The following is a 19,310-nucleotide window of genomic DNA, read 5'->3' on the forward strand; positions in this document are numbered from 1 at the left end:
GCTTTGCTGCGCGCACCGTGACCTATCTCAACGGTTAGTAAGCTGCCCGGTAGATTTTTTCGATATCGGCGGCGCTGAGCTTGCGCGGGTTGTTACGCATCAAGCGTTCAATGCCTGCAGCTTCGCTGGCCATGGCCGGGATGGCGTCCTCGGGCACGCCGAAACTGCGCAGGCCGGACGGGATCTCCACTGCCGCACATAACCGCGTCATCGCCTCTACAGCCTGGTCGGCAGCGTCATTCACACTCAGCCCGGCGATATTGACGCCCATGGCCTGGGCGATGTCCTGCATACGCTCGACGCAGGCCAATTTGTTCCAGTGCATGACATACGGCAGCAACAGCGCATTACTGACGCCATGGGCAATATTGAAGCGCCCACCCAACGGGTACGCCAGCGCATGCACGGCACCGACGCCCGCGTTGCCAAAGGCCATGCCGGCCATCAGGCTGGCGGTGGCCATGTCGTCACGGGCCTGCAGGTTGGCCGGGTTGGCGTAAGCCTTGGGCAACGCGCTGGCAATCAATCTGATCGCACCGATGGCCAGGGCGTCGGTAATCGGCGAGGCATGCAGCGACAGGTAGGACTCGATGGCATGCACCAAGGCGTCCACGCCACTGGCGGCCGTGACACCTCGCGGGCAGGTCAAGGTCATTTGCGGGCTGATCAGCGCGACATCCGGCAGCAAGTAATCGCTGACGATGCCTTTTTTCAGCTGTGCAGCCTTGTCGGACAGTATCGCCACATTGGTCACCTCCGAGCCGGTACCGGCCGTGGTGGGGATGGCGATCAACGGCGGGCCTTTGCGCGGCACCTGATCGACGCCAAACAAGTCCGCCAGCGCGCCGTGATAACCGGCATAGGCCGCCACGCTCTTGGCGATGTCGATGGCACTGCCGCCGCCCACACCGATCAGGCCGTCATGCCCCCCTTCGCGGTACGCACGCATGCAGTCTTCGACGATGGCAATTTCCGGATCGGGCAGCACGCGGTCGAAGATTTCGTAGGCTCGATCACCCAGATGCTCCAAGGCCAGCGCCACGGTACCGGACTGGACCAGCGCGGCGTCAGTGACGATCAGTGGGTTATCCACATCCAGGCGCGTGAGTTCGGCAGCCAGTTGTTCGATGGCACCTGCACCGGTCAGCAGTTTGTGGGCGATCTTGAATGAGGAAGTACTCATGTGCGCGGCCTCTTATGAATGATGGGCTGGCACAAGAATAGCTGCCCCTGGCGTGTTGTCTGCCATTCATTGGTTGAATGGCCGCGCCGCGACCATCAAGACAGCTAACAAACCGCCGATAGCCTGTCGATAGCGAGAACCGCGCCTCATACCCCTGACAAATACCGACCAACCCATTAGGCTGCTGGAATCACTTCTGGCCGGGAATCAACGATGCTTTTTCTTCACCGTTCGGCACTGCCAGCATTGTGCCTGTCACTGCTGTTTACCAGCGTCTTGCCTGTTCAGGCCGAGGATGCACCCTCGCCTGCCGTCGAAAAACCGGCTGAACGCCAGGCCTTGCCCGAGCGTAGCCAGCAAGAAGCCAGTGCGCTCGAACGGCAGGTGCCGCAGCAGGAGCAACAGCAATTGCAAGCTGGTAGCGATTCGTTCCTGGCGCTATGGAAACCCGCCAACAGCGCCGAAGCCGAGGGTGTGGTGATTCTCGTACCAGGTGCCGGGGAGAACGCGGACTGGCCGCAGGCCATCGCGCCTCTGCGGCGCAAGTTACCGGACGCCGCCTGGGGCACCCTCAGCCTGTCATTGCCTGACGTCAGTGTGGACACCCTGCCGCCACGGCTCATCGAACCGCCGACAGCGGCGGTCGATACCAGCAGCAAAGAAGGCAGCACCGCTGCCAAGCCGGTCGAACAGGCCGCCAGTGCCGAGGCCGAAGGCACTGACCCGGCGGTGGTGCCGGGGGCGGATGAGCAGGACAAGACCGACGCCAAGCGCATCTTCGACCGTATCGACGCCGCTGTCGCCTTCGCCCAGACCCAAAGCGCCCGCAGTGTGGTGTTGCTCGGCCATGGCACCGGGGCCTGGTGGGCGGCACGCTACCTCAGCGAGAAACAACCCTCCCAGGTGCAGAGGTTGGTGATGGTGGCCGGCAAGACGCCTGCGGCTCGCCAACCGGACCTGCAGCAACTGGCGCCGGCCTTGAAGGTACCCACGGCGGACGTGTTCTATCAAGAGGGCGCCCAGGATCGCAAGAACGCCCTGGAGCGACTCCAGGCGGCCAAGCGCTCGAAGAATGACAGCTATAAGCAGGTGTCGCTCACGGCGTTACCCGGCAATAGCGCGGCGGAGCAAGAGCAGTTGTACCGCAGGGTTCGCGGGTGGCTGAGCCCGAAGGGCAGCGCAGACTGATCACATAGTCGACCATGTCGCACAACGATGTGGCAGGGGCAAGCCCCCTCCCACATGGCGTTGAGTGGCGATAGTCTCAACGAAAATCCCGCCGCTCGCGAATCAGCGCATAGGCGTTATGCAACTCTCGGGTTCGTTCGGTCGCCTCCCGCACTTGCGCGGGGCTGGCACCCGTGCCGGCGATCTTGTCCGGATGGTGACGGCTGAGCAGGCGGCGGTAGGCGCGCTTGATCACCGAAGGCTCAGTGGTTGCCGTCACCCCCAGGATACGCAACGCCTCCTGATAGGCACCGCCACGATTGGCCAATGGCTTGCGCTCCGGCGCGTAATCGGTCGCCAATGCCTGAAGCTGCTGTGGCGTCCAGCCCAACCACTTGCCCCACTGGTCGATCAGGTCGCGCTCGGCAGCATCCGCTCGACCGTCCGCCCACGCCATGCGCCAACAGGCGCGCAGCACGCCTTCCGCCGCATGGGGCTGCGTCTTGAGCACCCGCAGGTAACGGCGAACCCGGTCGCTGCCGGACTTGCCACGGTTGAAGGCGCTGATCGCGCGGCGCTGGGCCGGCTCACTCATGTCCAGTGCGCGCATCTCCTGGCGCGCTTGCTGGATATGCCCATCGACAACCCGGCCATTACTCTTGGCCAGGCGTCCCAGCAGCACAAACAGCAGTTCATCGTTGCGCAAAGCCGGGCGCCCACCCAGGCGTTCACGCAACTGCGCCCAACTGTGCAGTTGCAGACGGCGATCCAGCGCCTGCCCCAGCAATGCCCCCAACAGAGCCCCCGGGATACTGGCAATGGCAAAGCCAGCCCCGGCGCCGATCAGCGTCCCTGGCCACAACATCCTACTGCCCCGCTGTCAGCAAGGTTTCGACCTGCGCCAATCGCTCCAGCGTCCCTACATCCACCCAGCGTCCTGCCATGTGCTCCCCCGTTACCAAACCTTTGGCCATGGCCTCGCGCAACAGCGGGGCCAGCTTGAAGGCACCGGCGCTGCAACCCGCGAACAATTTAGGGTCGAGCACTGAAATGCCACTGAAGGTCAGGTTATCGGCACCGGGCGCGGCATCATGAAGCACACCGTGATCCAGGTAGAAATCCCCGCCCGAGGGGTGGTGTGCTGGGTTGTCGACCATCACCAAGTGCGCCAGGCCCCGGATCGGCTGCTTGAGCTGGATGAAATCGTAGTCAGTCCAGATATCGCCATTGACCACCAGAAACGGTTCGTCGCCCAGCAGCGGCAACGCCTGGAATATCCCGCCCCCCGTTTCCAGCGGTTCACCCTCCGGGGAGTAGCGGATGCGCAGACCGAACTGGGCACCGTCGCCCAGGTAGCTTTCGATCTGCTCGCCGAGCCAGGCGTGGTTGATCACGATCTCGGTAAAGCCGGCCTTCGCCAAGGCTTCAAGGTGATACTCGATCAGCCGCTTGCCGCCGGCTTGCACCAGCGGCTTGGGCGTATGCAGGGTGAGCGGACGCATGCGCTCGCCCTTGCCCGCCGCCAGGATCATCGCCTTCATACGCTGGCCTCGGCAGGTTCGCGCAGGCTGGCGAGTAACTCGCCCAGGTCACTCAACTCGGGTCGGTCGGCCAGCACCGCTTCTATATAAGCAAAGAAACGCGGCACGTCGGCCAGGTAGCGTGGTTTGCCGTCGCGGTGGCAGATACGCGAAAAGATGCCGATAACCTTGAGGTGACGCTGCACGCCCATCAGGTCGCTGGCACGCAGGAACTCCTCAAAGTCGTCCTGTACTGGAATCCCCAATTGTCCGGCACGCTGCCAATAGCCACGCTGCCATTCGCGCACGCGGGCCTGGGGCCAACTGAGGAAGGCGTCCTTGAACAGGCAGGTGATGTCATAGGTCACCGGGCCGTAGACCGCGTCCTGGAAATCCAGCACGCCAGGGCTTGGCTCACTGATCATCAGGTTGCGCGGCATGTAGTCGCGGTGCACCAGCACCTTGGGCTGGGCCAGGGCGCTGTCGATCAACTGCTGGCTGGCACGTTGCCAGAGGGCTTGTTGCTCAGGGTCGAGGTCGATGCCCAAGTGACGGCGCACATACCATTCCGGGAACAGTTCCAGCTCGCGACGCAATAAAGCCACGTCATAGCTGGGCAACGGTGCATCCATCGGCAATTGCTGGAAAGCCAGCAGCGCGTCGATGGCATCGGCAAATAATTGGTCGGCATTTTCACCGTCAATCACGTCCAGATAGGTTTTTGTGCCTAGGTCATTGAGCAAAAGAAAGCCACGGGGCAAATCTTCTGCATAAATTTTTGGCACATTTATTCCCGATTTCGCGAGCAAATGCGCAATATCGACGAAAGGTTTGCAGTTTTCCTGGGGGGGTGGCGCGTCCATGACGACGAACGTATGGGCACCGCCCTCCCATCGGAAGTAACGCCTGAAACTCGCGTCGCTGCTGGCCGCGGTCAATGTGGCCGGGGGCACGGGGCCCCAGTCCTGAGCGTTGAAAAGAATCGGCAACTGCTCATCCAGCCAGACTTCCAGCTGTTGTAAACGTAGATCGTGCTCGGGCATTACAAGGGTCTCCGACGGCGCTAGCCGTCAAGCGGGGCATGCTTTATTATCACGCATCTTTTTCAGACCATCGAGAGGCGTGCGGCCCAAACCGCGGGCAGATGGCACGCAGGAAGCCCGGACTAATAAGATGGCATTGAAATCCCCCGCGTTTCGTAGAAAATTTCCGTTGCTGGTAACCGGCAGTCTGCTGGCCTTGCAACCTTTCGCCACCTCATTCGTGGTCGCCGCGGAACAGTATGACTGCTCAGTCTCTGCTTCGGGTGCCTGGGATTGTGCGCCGAAGACGGCCGCCGCCCCATTGCCACCGCGCCCGGTGCATGACGGTGCTGCCGTCAGCTCGGCCAACAGCACGCCGCAAGGCAAAGCTGGCGGCAGCGTCGACGCCGAGCCCAAGACCATGCTGGTCACCGAAGCCAAGGGCCGTGGCCTGCGCTCGCGCAGCGCCGACTACAGCCACCTGGACTGGGTACCTCGCGACAAGCTGACCGCAGCACAGTTGGCCGAAACCGGCCCTTACTGCGGCGGCGCGTACATCGAGCCGACTCGTCCTGGCATGAACGACAAGACGAACAAGAGCGATGCGCCGACCTTCATCGGCGCCAAGGCCTCGCGTTACGAGCAGGAGCAGCAGGTCGCTACCCTGGCCGGTGACGTGGTCATGCGCCAGGGCAGCATGCAACTGGAAGCGGACGAAGCCAGCCTGTACCAGGCTGAGAACCGTGGCGAACTAAATGGCAAGGTGCGCCTGCGCGACAACGGCGCCCTGATCGTGGGTGACCACGCTCAAGTCCAGCTCGACACCGGCGCCGCCCAGATCGATAACGCCGAATACGTGATGCACAAGTCACGCATCCGCGGTAACGCGCTATACGCCAAGCGTGCAGAGAATGCGATCATCCGTCTCAAGGACGGTACGTACACCACCTGCGAGCCGGACAGCAACGCCTGGCAGCTCAAGGGCAACAACATCACGTTGAACCCGGCCACCGGTTTCGGTACGGCGACCAACGCGACGTTGCGGGTCAAGAACATCCCGATCCTGTACACCCCTTACATCTACTTCCCGATCGACGACCGTCGTCAATCCGGCTTCCTGCCGCCGAGCTTCAGCACCGGTGGGGAAACTGGCTTTACGCTGGTAACACCGTACTACTTCAACCTGGCGCCGAACTACGATGCCACGTTGTACCCGCAGTACATGACCAAGCGCGGCTTGTTGATGGAGGGCGAATTCCGCTATCTGACCAAGTCGAGTGAAGGGCAGTTTGGTGGGGCGTACCTCAACGACGACAATGACGAGCGCAAGAAGCAGACTGATTACGAAAAAACCCGCTATATGCTCAATTGGCAGCATAAGGGTGGGTTAGATTCGCGTCTGACGACCTTGGTTGATTACACCAAGATCAGTGATCCGTTCTATTTCCAGGATTTGAAGTCCTATCAGGAAGGCGTTCAGAGCCAGGACTTCCTGAACCAACAAGGTGCTTTGACCTATCGCGGGGATTCTTATCAGGCTCGCCTGAATGTCCAGGCGATGCAATTGGCCACGATTTCACAAATCACGCCGTATGATCGACTCCCGCAAATCACCTTTAATGGCTTGCTGCCGTACCATCCGGGGGGCGTCAATCTTTCCTATGAGACAGAAGCCGTAAGATTTGACCGCAACCTCAGAAGCGGCAATGTGGTTAACGAAGATGGCGGGCCCTTCAATCCCGATGGTTCCATTGGTGAGCGACGCCTGGATAACTACGTCAACGGCCTGACCCGCGCAAACGGTACGCGCTTGAACATAGCGCCTGCGATCGAGTACCCGATGACGTCAAGCTACGGCTTTATTACGCCAAGGCTCAAATACGTCTACACCAAGTATGACCTTGACCTGGACAGTAAAGGCAAGAAAGACATTGTCGACGGGCAGCTAGCTGCCACGGTGCCTGGTGCAGCTCCATACGCCGGCGGTGTATTCAAAAGCTCGCAAGATCGTGCAGTGCCAATTGCCAGCATCGACAGTGGTCTGTTCTTCGATCGCAATACCAACTGGTTCGGCAAAGACTATCGTCAGACCCTCGAACCGCGCGCGTTCTACCTTTATGTTCCCAATAAAGACCAGAGCGATATCCCGGTTTTCGACTCCGGTGAATACTCGTTCAGCTACGCATCGCTCTTCCGTGACAACCGCTTCGTTGGTAATGACCGGATAGGCGATGAAAACAAACTGTCCCTGGGCTTAACCAGCCGCTGGATTGAAGAAAACGGCTTCGAACGCCAGCGTGTTGCCATCGGCCAGGCCTTGTACTTCAAAGATCGTGAAGTTCAACTGCCGGGCGTATTGGCAGCAGACCGCGCCGACGCCCAGAGTGATGTATCCCCGGTAGCTCTTGAGTATGAGTTCCGCTTCAACCGTGACTGGCGTGCCACGGCCGACTATAACTGGGACACTGAAAGCCACACCCCTCGTTCGGGCAGCGCCATGTTCCACTACCAGCCGGAAGATAACCCGAACAAGGTGGTCAACCTCGGCTATCGCTATCGCAACGATCAGATCGTCTACAACCAGCTGACCGGCAAATGGCAATTCGGTGGTGACTTCGGCGAAGAAGGCAAGCCTGGCTTCGTGAAGGATTACTACAAAATCCAACAACACGACTTCTCGATGATGTGGCCGATCATTCCCCAGTGGAACCTGATCACGCGCTGGCAGTATGACTATGCTCGCAACCGTACCCTGGAAGCCTTTGGTGGTTTCGAGTACGACAACTGCTGCTGGAAACTGCGCGTCATCAACCGTTACTGGGTTTCCAACGACGAATACACGCAGATCGCCCCTCAGAACGAAAAGGGTGACCACGGGCTCTTCTTCCAGATCGTCCTTAAAGGACTCGGCGGCCTGACCGGCGCCAAGGTAGAGAGCTTCCTCGACAAAGGCATTGAAGGTTATCGTGAACGTGAAGACAAAGCTTTCTGAGTGTTTGCGCCCGCTAGTGCTGGGCGCGCTGTTCCTGGGTACTGTTTCGGCACACGCCGCAGTTCAACAGCTGGATAAAGTAGCGGCCATCGTCGACAACGACGTGATCATGCAGAGCCAGCTGGACCAACGGGTCAAGGAAGTTCAGCAAACCATCGCCAAGCGTGGCGGTGGTGTGCCACCGAGCAGCGTCCTGGAACCCCAGGTGCTGGAGCGTCTGATCGTCGAGAACCTGCAATTGCAGATTGGCGACCGTTCTGGCATCCGTATTTCAGACGAAGAATTGAACCAGGCCGTTGGCACCATCGCCCAGCGTAACAACATGAGCATTGATCAGTTCCGCGCCGCCCTGGCTCGCGATGGTTTGTCCTACGAGGACGCCCGTGACCAGATCAAGCGCGAAATGATCATCAGCCGTGTGCGCCAGCGCCGTGTGGCCGAGCGGGTTCAGGTGTCCGAGCAGGAAGTGAAGAACTTCCTGGCCTCGGACCTGGGCAAGATGCAGCTCTCCGAAGAGTTGCACTTGGCCAATATCCTGATCCCAACCCCGGACGGAGCCAACTCTGAGCAGCTTAATGCCGCCGCCGCTAAAACCCAGGCGATCTATGAGCGCCTGAAAGCGGGTGCAGATTTTGCCCAGATGGCCATTGCTCAGTCCGGCAGCGACAACGCCCTCGAAGGCGGTGACATGGGCTGGCGTAAAGCCGCTCAATTGCCACCTCCGTTTGATCGCGAATTGAGCGCCATGGAAGTCGGTGGTATTACCCAGCCAGCCCGCACCCCGGGTGGCTTCATCATCCTGAAGCTGCTGGAACGTCGCGGTGGCGAGACTTCGCTGAAAGACGAAGTCCATGTTCGTCACATCCTGGTCAAACCGAGCGAAATCCGCACTGAGGCACAAACCAAGGAACTGGCCCAGAAGATCTACGACCGCATTGAAAGCGGTGAAGACTTCGCCACCCTGGCTAAAAGCTTCTCGGAAGACCCAGGTTCTGCCCTTAACGGCGGCGACCTGAACTGGATCGACCCGAAAGCTCTGGTGCCTGAGTTCCAGCAGGTTATGGCCGAGACACCGCAAGGCGTATTGTCCAAGCCGTTCAAGACTCAGTACGGCTGGCATGTGCTGGAAGTGCTTGGCCGTCGCGCCACGGACAACACCACCCAGGCCCGCGAGCAGCAAGCCCTGAGCGTACTGCGTAACCGCAAATACGACGAAGAGCTGCAAACCTGGCTGCGTCAGATCCGTGACGAAGCGTATGTAGAGAACAAGCTGCCAGGCGCCGAGCAAACAGGCACCGACCAGGCACCCCAGTGAAACCCCAGCGTTTCGCGGTGACACCCGGCGAGCCAGCCGGCATTGGTCCAGACCTGTGCCTGCTGCTCGCCTCGCAACCCCAGCCACACCCCCTGATTGCCATTACCAGCCGCGACCTGCTCCTTGAGCGGGCCGCGCAACTGGGTGTGGCCGTCAACCTGCTGGACGTGGCGCCGGGCAACTGGCCCGACCTGCCGGCCCCCGCCGGCAGCCTGTATGTGTGGGACACCCCGCTGCAAGCCAAAGTGGTTGCAGGGCAGTTGAATACGGCCAACGCGGCATTTGTGCTGGAGACGTTGACCCGTGCGGGCCAAGGCTGCATCGACGGCGACTTCGCCGGCATGATTACCGCACCGGTGCACAAAGGTGTGATCAACGAATCCGGTATCGCCTTTTCCGGCCATACCGAATTCCTCGCGGAACTGACCCATACCGCTCAAGTGGTGATGATGCTCGCCACCCGCGGCCTGCGTGTGGCGCTGGTGACCACCCACTTGCCGCTGCGTGAAATCGCCGATGCCATCACTGCCGAGCGTGTGGAGCGTGTCACGCGCATCCTGCACAGCGACCTGCAACACAAATTCGGCATTGCCCAGCCGCGTATCCTGGTCTGTGGGCTTAACCCCCACGCCGGTGAAGGCGGCCACTTGGGCCATGAAGAAATCGACATCATTGAACCGACATTAGAGCGCCTGCGCCAAGAAGGCATGGACCTACGCGGCCCATTGCCTGCAGACACTCTGTTCACCCCCAAATATCTGGAGCACTGCGACGCAGTGCTGGCGATGTACCACGACCAGGGGCTGCCCGTGCTGAAATACAAAGGCTTCGGCGCCGCAGTCAACGTGACACTGGGCCTGCCGATCATCCGCACTTCCGTCGACCATGGCACCGCCCTGGACCTCGCAGGCAGCGGCAAGATCGATACCGGCAGCCTGCACGTGGCCCTGGAAACCGCCTATCAGATGGCCGAGACCCGTATATGACTGAGCATTACCAACACCGGGCGCGCAAGCGCTTCGGGCAGAACTTCCTGCATGACGCTGGCGTAATCGATCGCATCCTGCGCTCCATCCATGCCAAGCCAGAAGACCGCCTGCTGGAAATCGGCCCGGGCCAGGGCGCACTGACACAAGGCCTGCTGGCCAGCGGTGGGCAACTGGACGTGGTGGAACTGGACAAGGACTTGATCCCGATCCTCAACCAGCAGTTCGCCGGCAAGTCCAACTTCAATCTGCACCAGGGCGATGCGCTGAAGTTCGACTTCAATAGCCTCAATGCCGCGCCCAATAGCCTGCGGGTGGTGGGCAACCTGCCGTACAACATCTCCACACCGCTGATTTTTCACCTGCTGAACAACGCCGGGATCATCCGCGACATGCACTTCATGCTGCAAAAGGAAGTGGTGGAGCGCCTGGCCGCAGGCCCTGGCGGTGGTGACTGGGGCCGCTTGTCGATCATGGTCCAGTATCACTGCCGCGTAGAGCACCTGTTCAACGTCGGCCCGGGCGCGTTCAACCCGCCACCGAAGGTCGATTCAGCCATCGTGCGCCTGGTGCCGCATGCCGTACTGCCGCACCCGGCCAAGGATCACAAACTGCTGGAACGTGTGGTACGCGAAGCGTTCAACCAACGCCGCAAGACCTTGCGTAACACACTCAAAGCCCTGCTGAGCAATGCTGAAATCGAAGCCGCCGGCGTCGACGGCGGCCTGCGCCCCGAGCAACTGGACCTGGCCGCGTTCGTGCGCCTGGCTGACCAGCTTGCCATCCAGCCAGCGCCAACAGCGCAATAGGGTTCAACACCCTCCAATGTGGGAGCGGGCTTGCTCGCGAATGCGGTGGATCAGTTATAGATCAGTTGACTGACGCACCGCATTCGCGAGCAAGCCCGCTCCCACAGGTTTAACCGCGTTACGTTGATAGAGTCGTTTCATCAAGTTCAAGAGCCCAGACAGCATGTCTGGCCTAGTGCCCACCTCTTGGCCTAGACTGACCCGCATCTGCTGTCCTTCGCTTTTAAGGCCTCTTGCATGTCCGATCCTCGCTATCAGATAGACGTCAGCGTCGTCACCCGCTTCCTGGCGGACCAGTCGCAACCCGAACATAACCGCTTCGCCTTTGCCTACACCATTACAGTGAAGAACAACGGGCTGGTGCCGGCCAAGCTGCTGTCGCGCCACTGGGTCATCACCGATGGCGACGGCCAGGTCGAGGAAGTGCGCGGGGCAGGCGTTGTCGGCCAGCAACCGTTGATCGACAGCGGCGCCAGCCACACTTATAGCAGCGGCACGGTAATGACCTCCAAGGTCGGCACCATGCAAGGCTCGTATCAAATGAAGGCCACCGACGGCCAACTGTTCGATGCAATCATCAAGCCCTTCCGCCTGGCTGTGCCAGGAGCCCTGCACTGATGGCAACGTACGCGGTCGGCGACCTGCAAGGCTGCCTGGACCCTCTCAAGCGCCTGCTGGAGCGCGTAGCCTTCGACCCGGCAAATGATCGCTTGTGGTTGGTGGGAGACTTGGTTAACCGGGGCCCACAGTCCCTGGAAACCCTGCGCTACCTCTATGGCCTGCGTGATTCCTTGGTATGCGTGCTGGGCAACCATGACCTGCATCTGCTTGCGGCCGGCAACAATATCGAGCGCCTCAAAAAAGGCGACACCCTGCGGGAAATTCTCGAAGCCCCAGACCGCGCTCAACTGCTCGACTGGCTGCGCCGGCAAAAACTCATGCACTACGACGAGGATCGCAACATGGCCTTGGTGCATGCCGGTATCCCGCCGCAGTGGACGCTGAAAAAAGCCCTCAAGTGCGCCGCCGAAGTTGAAAGTGCATTGGGTGATGACAACCTGTACACCGCTTACCTCGACGGCATGTACGGCAACGACCCAGTGAAGTGGGACAACGACCTCACCGGCGTGGCCCGCCTGCGAGTCATCACCAACTACTTCACGCGGATGCGCTTCTGCACGGCCGAAGGCAAACTGGACCTCAAAAGCAAGGAAGGCGCCGACACCGCCCTGCCCGGCTACAAGCCCTGGTTCGCCTACAAGGAACGCAAGACCCGAGACACAAAGATCATCTTTGGCCACTGGGCCGCGCTGGAAGGCAAGTGCGATGAACCCGGCGTGTTCGCCCTCGACACCGGTTGCGTGTGGGGCGGTGCCATGACCCTGATGAACATCGACACGGGCAAGCGCCTCGACTGCCAGTGCGAATCGCCCCTTTCCATTACCCTGCCGGCCACCGCCAAGCAATAGGAGCCCGCCATGACCGAATTCAAACGTATCCCTCCCCAAGAAGCACAGACCCTGCGCGAGCAAGGTGCCGTAGTCGTCGACATCCGCGACCAGCCTACTTATGCCGCCGCTCACATCACCGGCGCCCAGCACTTGGACAACGTCAACATCGCCGACTTCATCCGCGCCGCCGACCTCGATGCACCGCTGATCGTCGCCTGCTACCACGGCAATTCCAGCCAGAGTGCAGCCGCGTATCTGATCAGCCAGGGTTTCTCTGACGTCTACAGCCTGGACGGCGGGTTTGAGCTGTGGCGTACGACCTATCCCGCGGAAATTTCCTCGGGCGATTCGCAATAATTTTTTTCACACCCCGCTACCCCGCGTGACGCTTGGGCTTGCGCCGTTTCTGACGAACGGCGCGGCTAAACTAATTGCGCATCGCGCCTTGACCTCCCGGATTCCGAACTATCCTTAAGCGCAGGCCATCCGAATCAGGGGAGAGCCGGTACACCGGCGTACGGGTCATCGGTAGCGTTTCAGGGTGTTCTGGGGGGAAAACAGCCATTGGCGTGCGTCAATGACTGCCAGCATCGACTGATTGATCCGGCGTCGGCTCCACGTATCGAGCGAGGTGACGACGTCATGAGTATCTTTAGCCACTTCCAACAACGCTTCGCGTCCACACAGCAGGAAGAACTCACGCTTCAGGAGTATCTCGAGCTGTGCAAACAGGACCGCAGCACCTACGCTTCTGCCGCCGAACGCTTGCTATTGGCGATTGGCGAGCCAGAACTGGTGGAAACCGCCAATAATTCGCGCCTGTCGCGGATATTTTCCAACAAGGTGATCCGCCGCTATCCGGCCTTTGAAGACTTCCATGGGATGGAAGAATGCATCGACCAGATCGTTTCCTACTTCCGCCATGCCGCCCAAGGCCTGGAAGAGAAGAAGCAGATCCTCTATTTGCTCGGCCCGGTCGGCGGCGGCAAATCGTCCCTGGCGGAAAAGCTCAAGCAATTGATCGAGAAGGTGCCCTTCTATGCGATCAAGGGCTCGCCCGTCTTCGAGTCCCCCTTGGGCCTGTTCAACGCCACGGAAGATGGCGCGATCCTCGAGGAAGACTTCGGTATCCCGCGGCGCTACCTCAACACCATCATGTCGCCCTGGGCCACCAAGCGCCTGGCCGAGTTCGGCGGTGACATCAGCCAGTTCCGGGTGGTGAAACTCTACCCGTCGATCCTCAACCAGATCGGCGTGGCCAAGACCGAACCCGGCGATGAAAACAATCAGGACATTTCGGCACTGGTGGGCAAGGTCGATATCCGAAAACTGGAAGAGTTTCCGCAGAACGATGCCGATGCCTACAGCTATTCGGGCGCATTGTGCCGGGCCAACCAGGGCCTGATGGAGTTCGTGGAGATGTTCAAGGCACCGATCAAGGTGCTGCACCCACTGCTCACCGCTACCCAGGAAGGTAACTACAACAGTACCGAAGGCCTGGGGGCGATTCCATTTACCGGGATCCTGCTGGCTCACTCCAACGAATCGGAATGGCATACCTTCCGCAATAACAAGAACAACGAAGCCTTCATCGACCGGATCTATATCGTCAAGGTGCCGTACTGCCTGCGGGTCAGTGACGAAATCAAGATTTACGACAAACTGCTGTTCAACAGCTCCCTGGCCAAGGCCCATTGCGCCCCCGACACCCTGAAAATGCTTGCCCAGTTCACCGTACTGTCGCGCCTCAAGGAGCCGGAGAACTCCAATATCTATTCGAAGATGCGCGTCTACGACGGCGAAAACCTCAAGGACACCGATCCCAAGGCTAAGTCGATCCAGGAATACCGTGATACAGCCGGTGTGGACGAGGGCATGAACGGTCTGTCGACGCGCTTTGCGTTCAAGATCTTGTCCAAGGTCTTCAACTTCGATCCCCACGAGATTGCCGCCAACCCGGTGCACTTGCTCTATGTGCTGGAACAACAGATTGAACAGGAGCAATTCCAGGCCGAAACTCGTGAGCGCTACCTGCGCTTCCTCAAGGAATACCTGGCGCCGCGCTACATCGAGTTCATCGGCAAGGAAATCCAGACCGCTTACCTGGAGTCCTACAGCGAATACGGCCAGAACATTTTCGACCGCTACGTCCTGTACGCCGATTTCTGGATCCAGGATCAGGAATACCGCGACCCGGAAACCGGCGAAATCCTCAATCGCGTGGCCCTCAACGAAGAATTGGAAAAAATCGAGAAACCCGCCGGCATCAGCAATCCGAAGGACTTCCGCAACGAAATCGTCAATTTCGTACTGCGCGCCCGTGCCAACAACAACGGCAAGAACCCCACTTGGCTCAGCTACGAGAAGCTGCGGGTGGTCATCGAGAAGAAAATGTTCTCCAACACCGAGGACCTGCTGCCCGTCATCAGCTTCAACGCCAAGGCCAGCAAGGAGGATCAGCAAAAACACAACGACTTCGTCACACGCATGGTCGAGCGAGGCTACACCGACAAACAGGTACGACTGCTCTCCGAGTGGTACCTGCGGGTTCGCAAATCGCAGTAAGGCAGCGGCAAGCGCGCACTGCCAGGCATCCGGCCTGGCAGTTGACCGCTTGTCTCTAAGCTTCCAGCCCGCGGCTTGAAGCTTGTAACGTGAAGCTGCCCGGAGGGCTCCCCATGAGCTATGTGATCGACCGACGCCTCAATGGCAAGAACAAGAGCACGGTAAACCGCCAGCGTTTCCTGCGGCGTTACCGTGACCACATCAAAAAGGCGGTAGAAGAGGCCGTCAGCCGCCGTTCCATCACCGACATGGAGCATGGCGAACAAATCAGCATTCCCGGACGGGACATCGACGAACCGGTACTTCACCATGGCCGCGGCGGCAAACAGACCGTGGTGCACCCGGGTAACAAGGAATTCACCACTGGCGAACATATCCAGCGCCCACAAGGCGGTGGCGGCGGCAAAGGCCCGGGCAAAGCCGGCAACTCTGGCGAAGGCATGGATGAATTCGTATTCCAGATCACTCAGGAAGAATTCCTCGAATTCATGTTCGAAGACCTCGAACTGCCCAACCTAGTCAAACGCAACCTGACCGGCACCGATACCTTCAAGACCGTACGTGCAGGGATCAGCAACGAGGGCAACCCGTCGCGCATCAACATCATCCGCACCCTGCGTTCAGCCCACGCACGGCGTATCGCCCTCTCCGGCAGCAGCCGCGCCAAACTCAAGCAGGCCAAGGAAGAGTTGGCACGCTTGAAGCGCGAAGAACCGGATAACTTCGGCGATATCCAGGAAATCGAGGCGGAAATCGAAAAACTCAGCGCGCGCATCCACCGCGTGCCGTTCCTCGATACCTTTGACTTGAAATACAACCTGCTGGTCAAGCAACCCAACCCCAGCTCCAAGGCGGTGATGTTCTGCCTGATGGACGTTTCCGGCTCCATGACCCAGGCCACCAAGGACATCGCCAAGCGCTTCTTCATCCTGCTGTACCTGTTCCTGAAACGGAACTACGACAAGATTGACGTAGTGTTCATCCGCCATCACACCAGCGCGCGAGAGGTGGACGAAGAGGAGTTTTTCTACTCGCGGGAAACTGGCGGCACCATTGTTTCCAGCGCACTGAAGCTGATGCAGGAGATCATGGCCGAGCGCTACCCCGCCAACGAGTGGAACATCTACGCCGCCCAAGCCTCTGACGGCGACAACTGGAACGACGACTCGCCGATCTGCCGGGACATTTTGATCAACCAGATCATGCCGTTCGTGCAGTACTACACTTACGTCGAAATTACCCCCCGTGAGCACCAGGCCCTGTGGTTCGAATACGAGCGCATCGGCGAAGCCTTTGCCGACACGTTCGCCCAGCAGCAACTGGTCTCGGCCGGCGATATCTACCCGGTCTTCCGTGAACTCTTCCAGCGCAGGTTAGTGACATGACCGCCAAAAAAGAGAACAAGCGCCAACCCATTTCCACCGGTTCCGAGTGGACCTTCGAACTGATCCAGGCCTATGACCGGGAAATCAGCCGTATCGCGGCGGGTTATGCCTTGGACACCTATCCCAATCAGATAGAAGTCATCACCGCTGAACAGATGATGGATGCCTATGCCTCGGTGGGCATGCCCCTGGGCTATCACCATTGGTCCTACGGGAAACACTTTCTCAGTACCGAGAAGTCCTACACACGCGGCCAGATGGGCCTGGCCTACGAGATCGTGATCAACTCCGACCCGTGCATCGCGTACCTGATGGAAGAAAACACCATCTGCATGCAGGCGCTGGTAGTGGCCCATGCCTGCTATGGGCATAACAGTTTCTTCAAGGGCAACTACCTGTTTCGCACCTGGACCGATGCCAGTTCGATCATTGATTACCTGGTGTTCGCCAAGCAATACATCATGCAGTGCGAGGAGCGCCACGGTATCGATGCGGTGGAAGACCTGTTGGACTCCTGCCACGCGCTGATGAATTATGGGGTCGATCGCTATAAGCGTCCCTATCCTATTTCCGCCGAAGAGGAACGCCTGCGCCAGAAGGAGCGCGAGGAGCACCTGCAGAAACAGATCAACGACCTGTGGCGCACCATCCCCAAGCGCGCCGACAAGAACAGCGACAAGGACAATGCCCGCTTCCCCGCCGAACCGCAGGAAAACATCCTGTATTTCCTCGAAAAGCACGCACCGCTGCTGGAGCCCTGGCAGCGCGAAATCGTGCGTATCGTGCGCAAGATCGCGCAATATTTTTATCCCCAGCGCCAAACCCAAGTAATGAACGAAGGCTGGGCAACCTTCTGGCATTACACCCTGATGAACGACCTGTACGACGAAGGCCTGGTCACTGACGGCTTCATGATGGAGTTCCTCACGTCCCATACGAGCGTGGTCTTCCAGCCAGGCTTCGACAGCCCGTACTACAACGGCATCAACCCCTATGCACTGGGTTTTGCCATGTACCGCGATATCCGCCGCATGTGCGAGCACCCCACGGAGGAAGACCGCCGCTGGTTCCCGGAAATCGCCGGCAGCGACTGGCTATCGACCATCAAGTTCGCCATGAGCAGCTTCAAGGATGAGAGTTTTATCCTGCAGTACCTGTCGCCTCAGGTGATCCGCGACCTCAAGTTGTTCAGCATCCTGGACGACGACCTCAAGGATGACCTGGTGGTGCCTGCCATCCACGACGAACCCGGCTACCGCATCATTCGCGAAACCCTGGCCGCGCAATACAACCTGGGTAACCGCGAGCCTAACGTTCAGATCTACAGCATTGATGTGCGTGGCGACCGTTCGCTGACCCTGCGTCACCAGCAACACGACCGCAAACCCTTGGGCGAATCCACTGAGGAAGTGCTCAAGCACCTGCATCGGCTCTGGGGTTTTGATATTCATTTGGAAACCCTGCAGGGCGACCAAGTGATGAAGACCCACCATGTACCACCGCGCAGCGATCATAACGACAACGACTATGGCCGCCTGGACATGGCCGTCGTGCATCTCTGAAACAGCAAAGCCTCCATTGGCCAGGCTCAGGCGTTATCCTGTGCCGCTAATGGAGGCTTTTTCATGAAAATCTACAAAGTCGGCGGCGCCGTGCGTGATCGCCTTCTGGGCATCGAGGTCACCGATATAGACCGCGTCGTCGTTGGCGCGACGGCTGAAGAGATGCTCGCCAAGGGTTATAAACCGGTGGGCGCCGATTTTCCGGTGTTTCTCGATCCGAAAAACGGTGACGAATACGCCCTCGCTCGCACCGAACGCAAGAATGGCCGGGGTTACGGTGGCTTTATATTCCATGCGAGCCCCGACGTTACGCTGGAAGAAGACCTGATCCGGCGTGACCTGACCATCAATGCCATGGCGGAGGATGACGAGGGTAACCTGACTGATCCTTATCAGGGACAACGCGATCTTGAAGCGCGTCTTTTACGGCATGTTTCTCCCGCGTTCGCCGAAGATCCCCTCCGCGTACTACGCGTTGCGCGTTTCGCCGCGCGCTATGCGCCTCTCGGCTTCACAGTCGCCCCTGAGACCCTCGAATTAATGCGCCAACTCAGTGAGTCCGGCGAGTTGGAGGCCCTTACCCCCGAGCGCAGTTGGAAGGAAATCTCACGGGCGCTGATGGAAGATCAACCCCAGGTATTTATCCAAGTACTGCGTGACTGCGACGCACTGAAAACCTTGATGCCGGAGGTGGATGCGCTGTTCGGCGTGCCGCAGCCCGCAGCTCACCACCCGGAAATAGACACCGGCTTGCATACCTTGAGCGTGCTGCAGCAAGCAGCCCTGCACAAGCAACCGCTGAGCGTGCGCTGGGCCTGCCTGCTGCACGACCTGGGCAAAGGCCTGACGCCTGTGGATAAGTTGCCGCAGCACATTGCCCACGAACATCGCGGCTTGAAGCTGATCAAAGCGGTGAACGAGCGTTTCAAGGTGCCGAGGGATTGCCAGGAGTTGGCCTTGCTGGTGGGGCAATATCATACTCACGGGCATCGCGCGCTTGAACTCAAGGCCTCGACATTGCTGGAGTTGCTGCAAAGCTTCGACGTGTACCGTCGGCCGCAACGCTTTGAAGAGTTCGTGGCGGCCTGCGAAATGGACGCTCGTGGCCGCGAGGGTTTTGAGCAACGCAGTTATCCACAGGCCGATTATTTGCGCGGAGCGGCAAAGGTGGCACGCGAAGTGCCGGTCGCGCCGCTGCTAGAAAAGGGTTTCAAAGGCCCCGAACTGGGCGAGGCGCTCAAGCGCGAACGGCTCAAGGCGCTTAAAGCCTACAAAGAACAGCAAAAGCCCTTGTAGGAGCGAGCTTGCTCGCGAAGAACCTCAACGATGACGCAGCGCCCTCAGGTTTTTCGC

General features: G+C 59.5%; 16 protein-coding genes. 12 read left to right on the forward strand and 4 right to left on the reverse strand.

Annotated features, from left to right (window positions below; translation table 11 throughout):
• Positions 1-34: 34 nt before the first annotated feature.
• Positions 35-1,183 carry an iron-containing alcohol dehydrogenase gene (locus tag AC4PS6_RS07995; protein ID WP_014720173.1) on the reverse strand — a complete coding sequence of 383 codons (1,149 nt, stop codon included), beginning with the start codon at positions 1,181-1,183 and terminating at the stop codon, positions 35-37.
• Between the two features lie 213 nt (positions 1,184-1,396).
• Here AC4PS6_RS07995 and AC4PS6_RS08000 point away from each other — a divergent pair, with 213 nt between their 5' ends.
• On the forward strand, positions 1,397-2,371 hold the full coding sequence (locus AC4PS6_RS08000) for an alpha/beta hydrolase family protein (protein ID WP_336827515.1): 975 nt from the start codon (positions 1,397-1,399) through the stop codon (positions 2,369-2,371).
• Positions 2,372-2,447: 76 nt separating this feature from the next.
• Here the strand turns inward: AC4PS6_RS08000 and AC4PS6_RS08005 are convergent, their stop codons facing one another.
• The 3 genes from AC4PS6_RS08005 to AC4PS6_RS08015 are packed head-to-tail and all read right to left on the reverse strand — an operon-like array spanning position 2,448 to position 4,913.
• Positions 2,448-3,215 carry a TerB family tellurite resistance protein gene (locus AC4PS6_RS08005; protein ID WP_014720175.1) on the reverse strand — a complete coding sequence of 256 codons (768 nt, stop codon included), beginning with the start codon at positions 3,213-3,215 and terminating at the stop codon, positions 2,448-2,450.
• Position 3,216: 1 nt separating this feature from the next.
• On the reverse strand, positions 3,217-3,891 hold the full coding sequence (murU, locus tag AC4PS6_RS08010) for an N-acetylmuramate alpha-1-phosphate uridylyltransferase MurU (protein WP_014720176.1): 675 nt from the start codon (positions 3,889-3,891) through the stop codon (positions 3,217-3,219).
• The gene (locus AC4PS6_RS08015; RefSeq protein ID WP_014720177.1) at positions 3,888-4,913 is read right to left on the reverse strand and encodes an aminoglycoside phosphotransferase family protein; all 1,026 of its coding nucleotides are present in this window, start codon (positions 4,911-4,913) and stop codon (positions 3,888-3,890) included. The genes murU and AC4PS6_RS08015 overlap by 4 nt, the downstream gene beginning before the upstream one ends.
• A 130-nt stretch (positions 4,914-5,043) precedes the next feature.
• Here AC4PS6_RS08015 and AC4PS6_RS08020 point away from each other — a divergent pair, with 130 nt between their 5' ends.
• The 11 genes from AC4PS6_RS08020 to AC4PS6_RS08070 all read left to right on the forward strand — a co-directional run bounded on the left by AC4PS6_RS08020 (position 5,044) and on the right by AC4PS6_RS08070 (position 19,253).
• Entirely contained in the window at positions 5,044-7,884 is a 2,841-nt protein-coding gene (locus AC4PS6_RS08020; protein WP_336827516.1) for an LPS-assembly protein LptD, read from the forward strand.
• On the forward strand, positions 7,865-9,199 hold the full coding sequence (locus AC4PS6_RS08025) for a peptidylprolyl isomerase (RefSeq protein WP_137271085.1): 1,335 nt from the start codon (positions 7,865-7,867) through the stop codon (positions 9,197-9,199). The genes AC4PS6_RS08020 and AC4PS6_RS08025 overlap by 20 nt, the downstream gene beginning before the upstream one ends.
• Positions 9,196-10,185: a 4-hydroxythreonine-4-phosphate dehydrogenase PdxA gene (pdxA, locus tag AC4PS6_RS08030; protein ID WP_003194722.1), complete on the forward strand. Its 990-nt coding sequence runs from the start codon at positions 9,196-9,198 to the stop codon at positions 10,183-10,185. The genes AC4PS6_RS08025 and pdxA overlap by 4 nt, the downstream gene beginning before the upstream one ends.
• Entirely contained in the window at positions 10,182-10,994 is an 813-nt protein-coding gene (rsmA, locus tag AC4PS6_RS08035; RefSeq protein WP_014720181.1) for a 16S rRNA (adenine(1518)-N(6)/adenine(1519)-N(6))-dimethyltransferase RsmA, read from the forward strand. The genes pdxA and rsmA overlap by 4 nt, the downstream gene beginning before the upstream one ends.
• A gap of 237 nt (positions 10,995-11,231) precedes the next feature.
• Positions 11,232-11,612 carry a Co2+/Mg2+ efflux protein ApaG gene (gene apaG, locus AC4PS6_RS08040; RefSeq protein ID WP_003194726.1) on the forward strand — a complete coding sequence of 127 codons (381 nt, stop codon included), beginning with the start codon at positions 11,232-11,234 and terminating at the stop codon, positions 11,610-11,612.
• Positions 11,612-12,463 carry a symmetrical bis(5'-nucleosyl)-tetraphosphatase gene (locus AC4PS6_RS08045; protein ID WP_020302175.1) on the forward strand — a complete coding sequence of 284 codons (852 nt, stop codon included), beginning with the start codon at positions 11,612-11,614 and terminating at the stop codon, positions 12,461-12,463. Before apaG ends, AC4PS6_RS08045 begins: the two co-directional genes overlap by 1 nt.
• Positions 12,464-12,472: 9 nt before the next feature.
• Positions 12,473-12,802, forward strand: coding sequence for a thiosulfate sulfurtransferase GlpE (gene glpE, locus AC4PS6_RS08050; protein WP_014720183.1), 330 nt, complete (start codon positions 12,473-12,475; stop codon positions 12,800-12,802).
• 285 nt (positions 12,803-13,087) lie between these two features.
• Positions 13,088-15,010, forward strand: coding sequence for a PrkA family serine protein kinase (locus AC4PS6_RS08055; protein ID WP_003194732.1), 1,923 nt, complete (start codon positions 13,088-13,090; stop codon positions 15,008-15,010).
• Between the two features lie 113 nt (positions 15,011-15,123).
• On the forward strand, positions 15,124-16,395 hold the full coding sequence (locus tag AC4PS6_RS08060) for a YeaH/YhbH family protein (protein ID WP_003194735.1): 1,272 nt from the start codon (positions 15,124-15,126) through the stop codon (positions 16,393-16,395).
• On the forward strand, positions 16,392-17,957 hold the full coding sequence (locus AC4PS6_RS08065; RefSeq protein WP_003194736.1) for a SpoVR family protein: 1,566 nt from the start codon (positions 16,392-16,394) through the stop codon (positions 17,955-17,957). Before AC4PS6_RS08060 ends, AC4PS6_RS08065 begins: the two co-directional genes overlap by 4 nt.
• Before the next feature lie 63 nt (positions 17,958-18,020).
• Positions 18,021-19,253, forward strand: coding sequence for a multifunctional CCA addition/repair protein (locus AC4PS6_RS08070; RefSeq protein WP_019817356.1), 1,233 nt, complete (start codon positions 18,021-18,023; stop codon positions 19,251-19,253).
• Positions 19,254-19,310: the final 57 nt, after the last annotated feature.

Source organism: Pseudomonas sp. DW-iso17 (assembly GCF_058725345.1).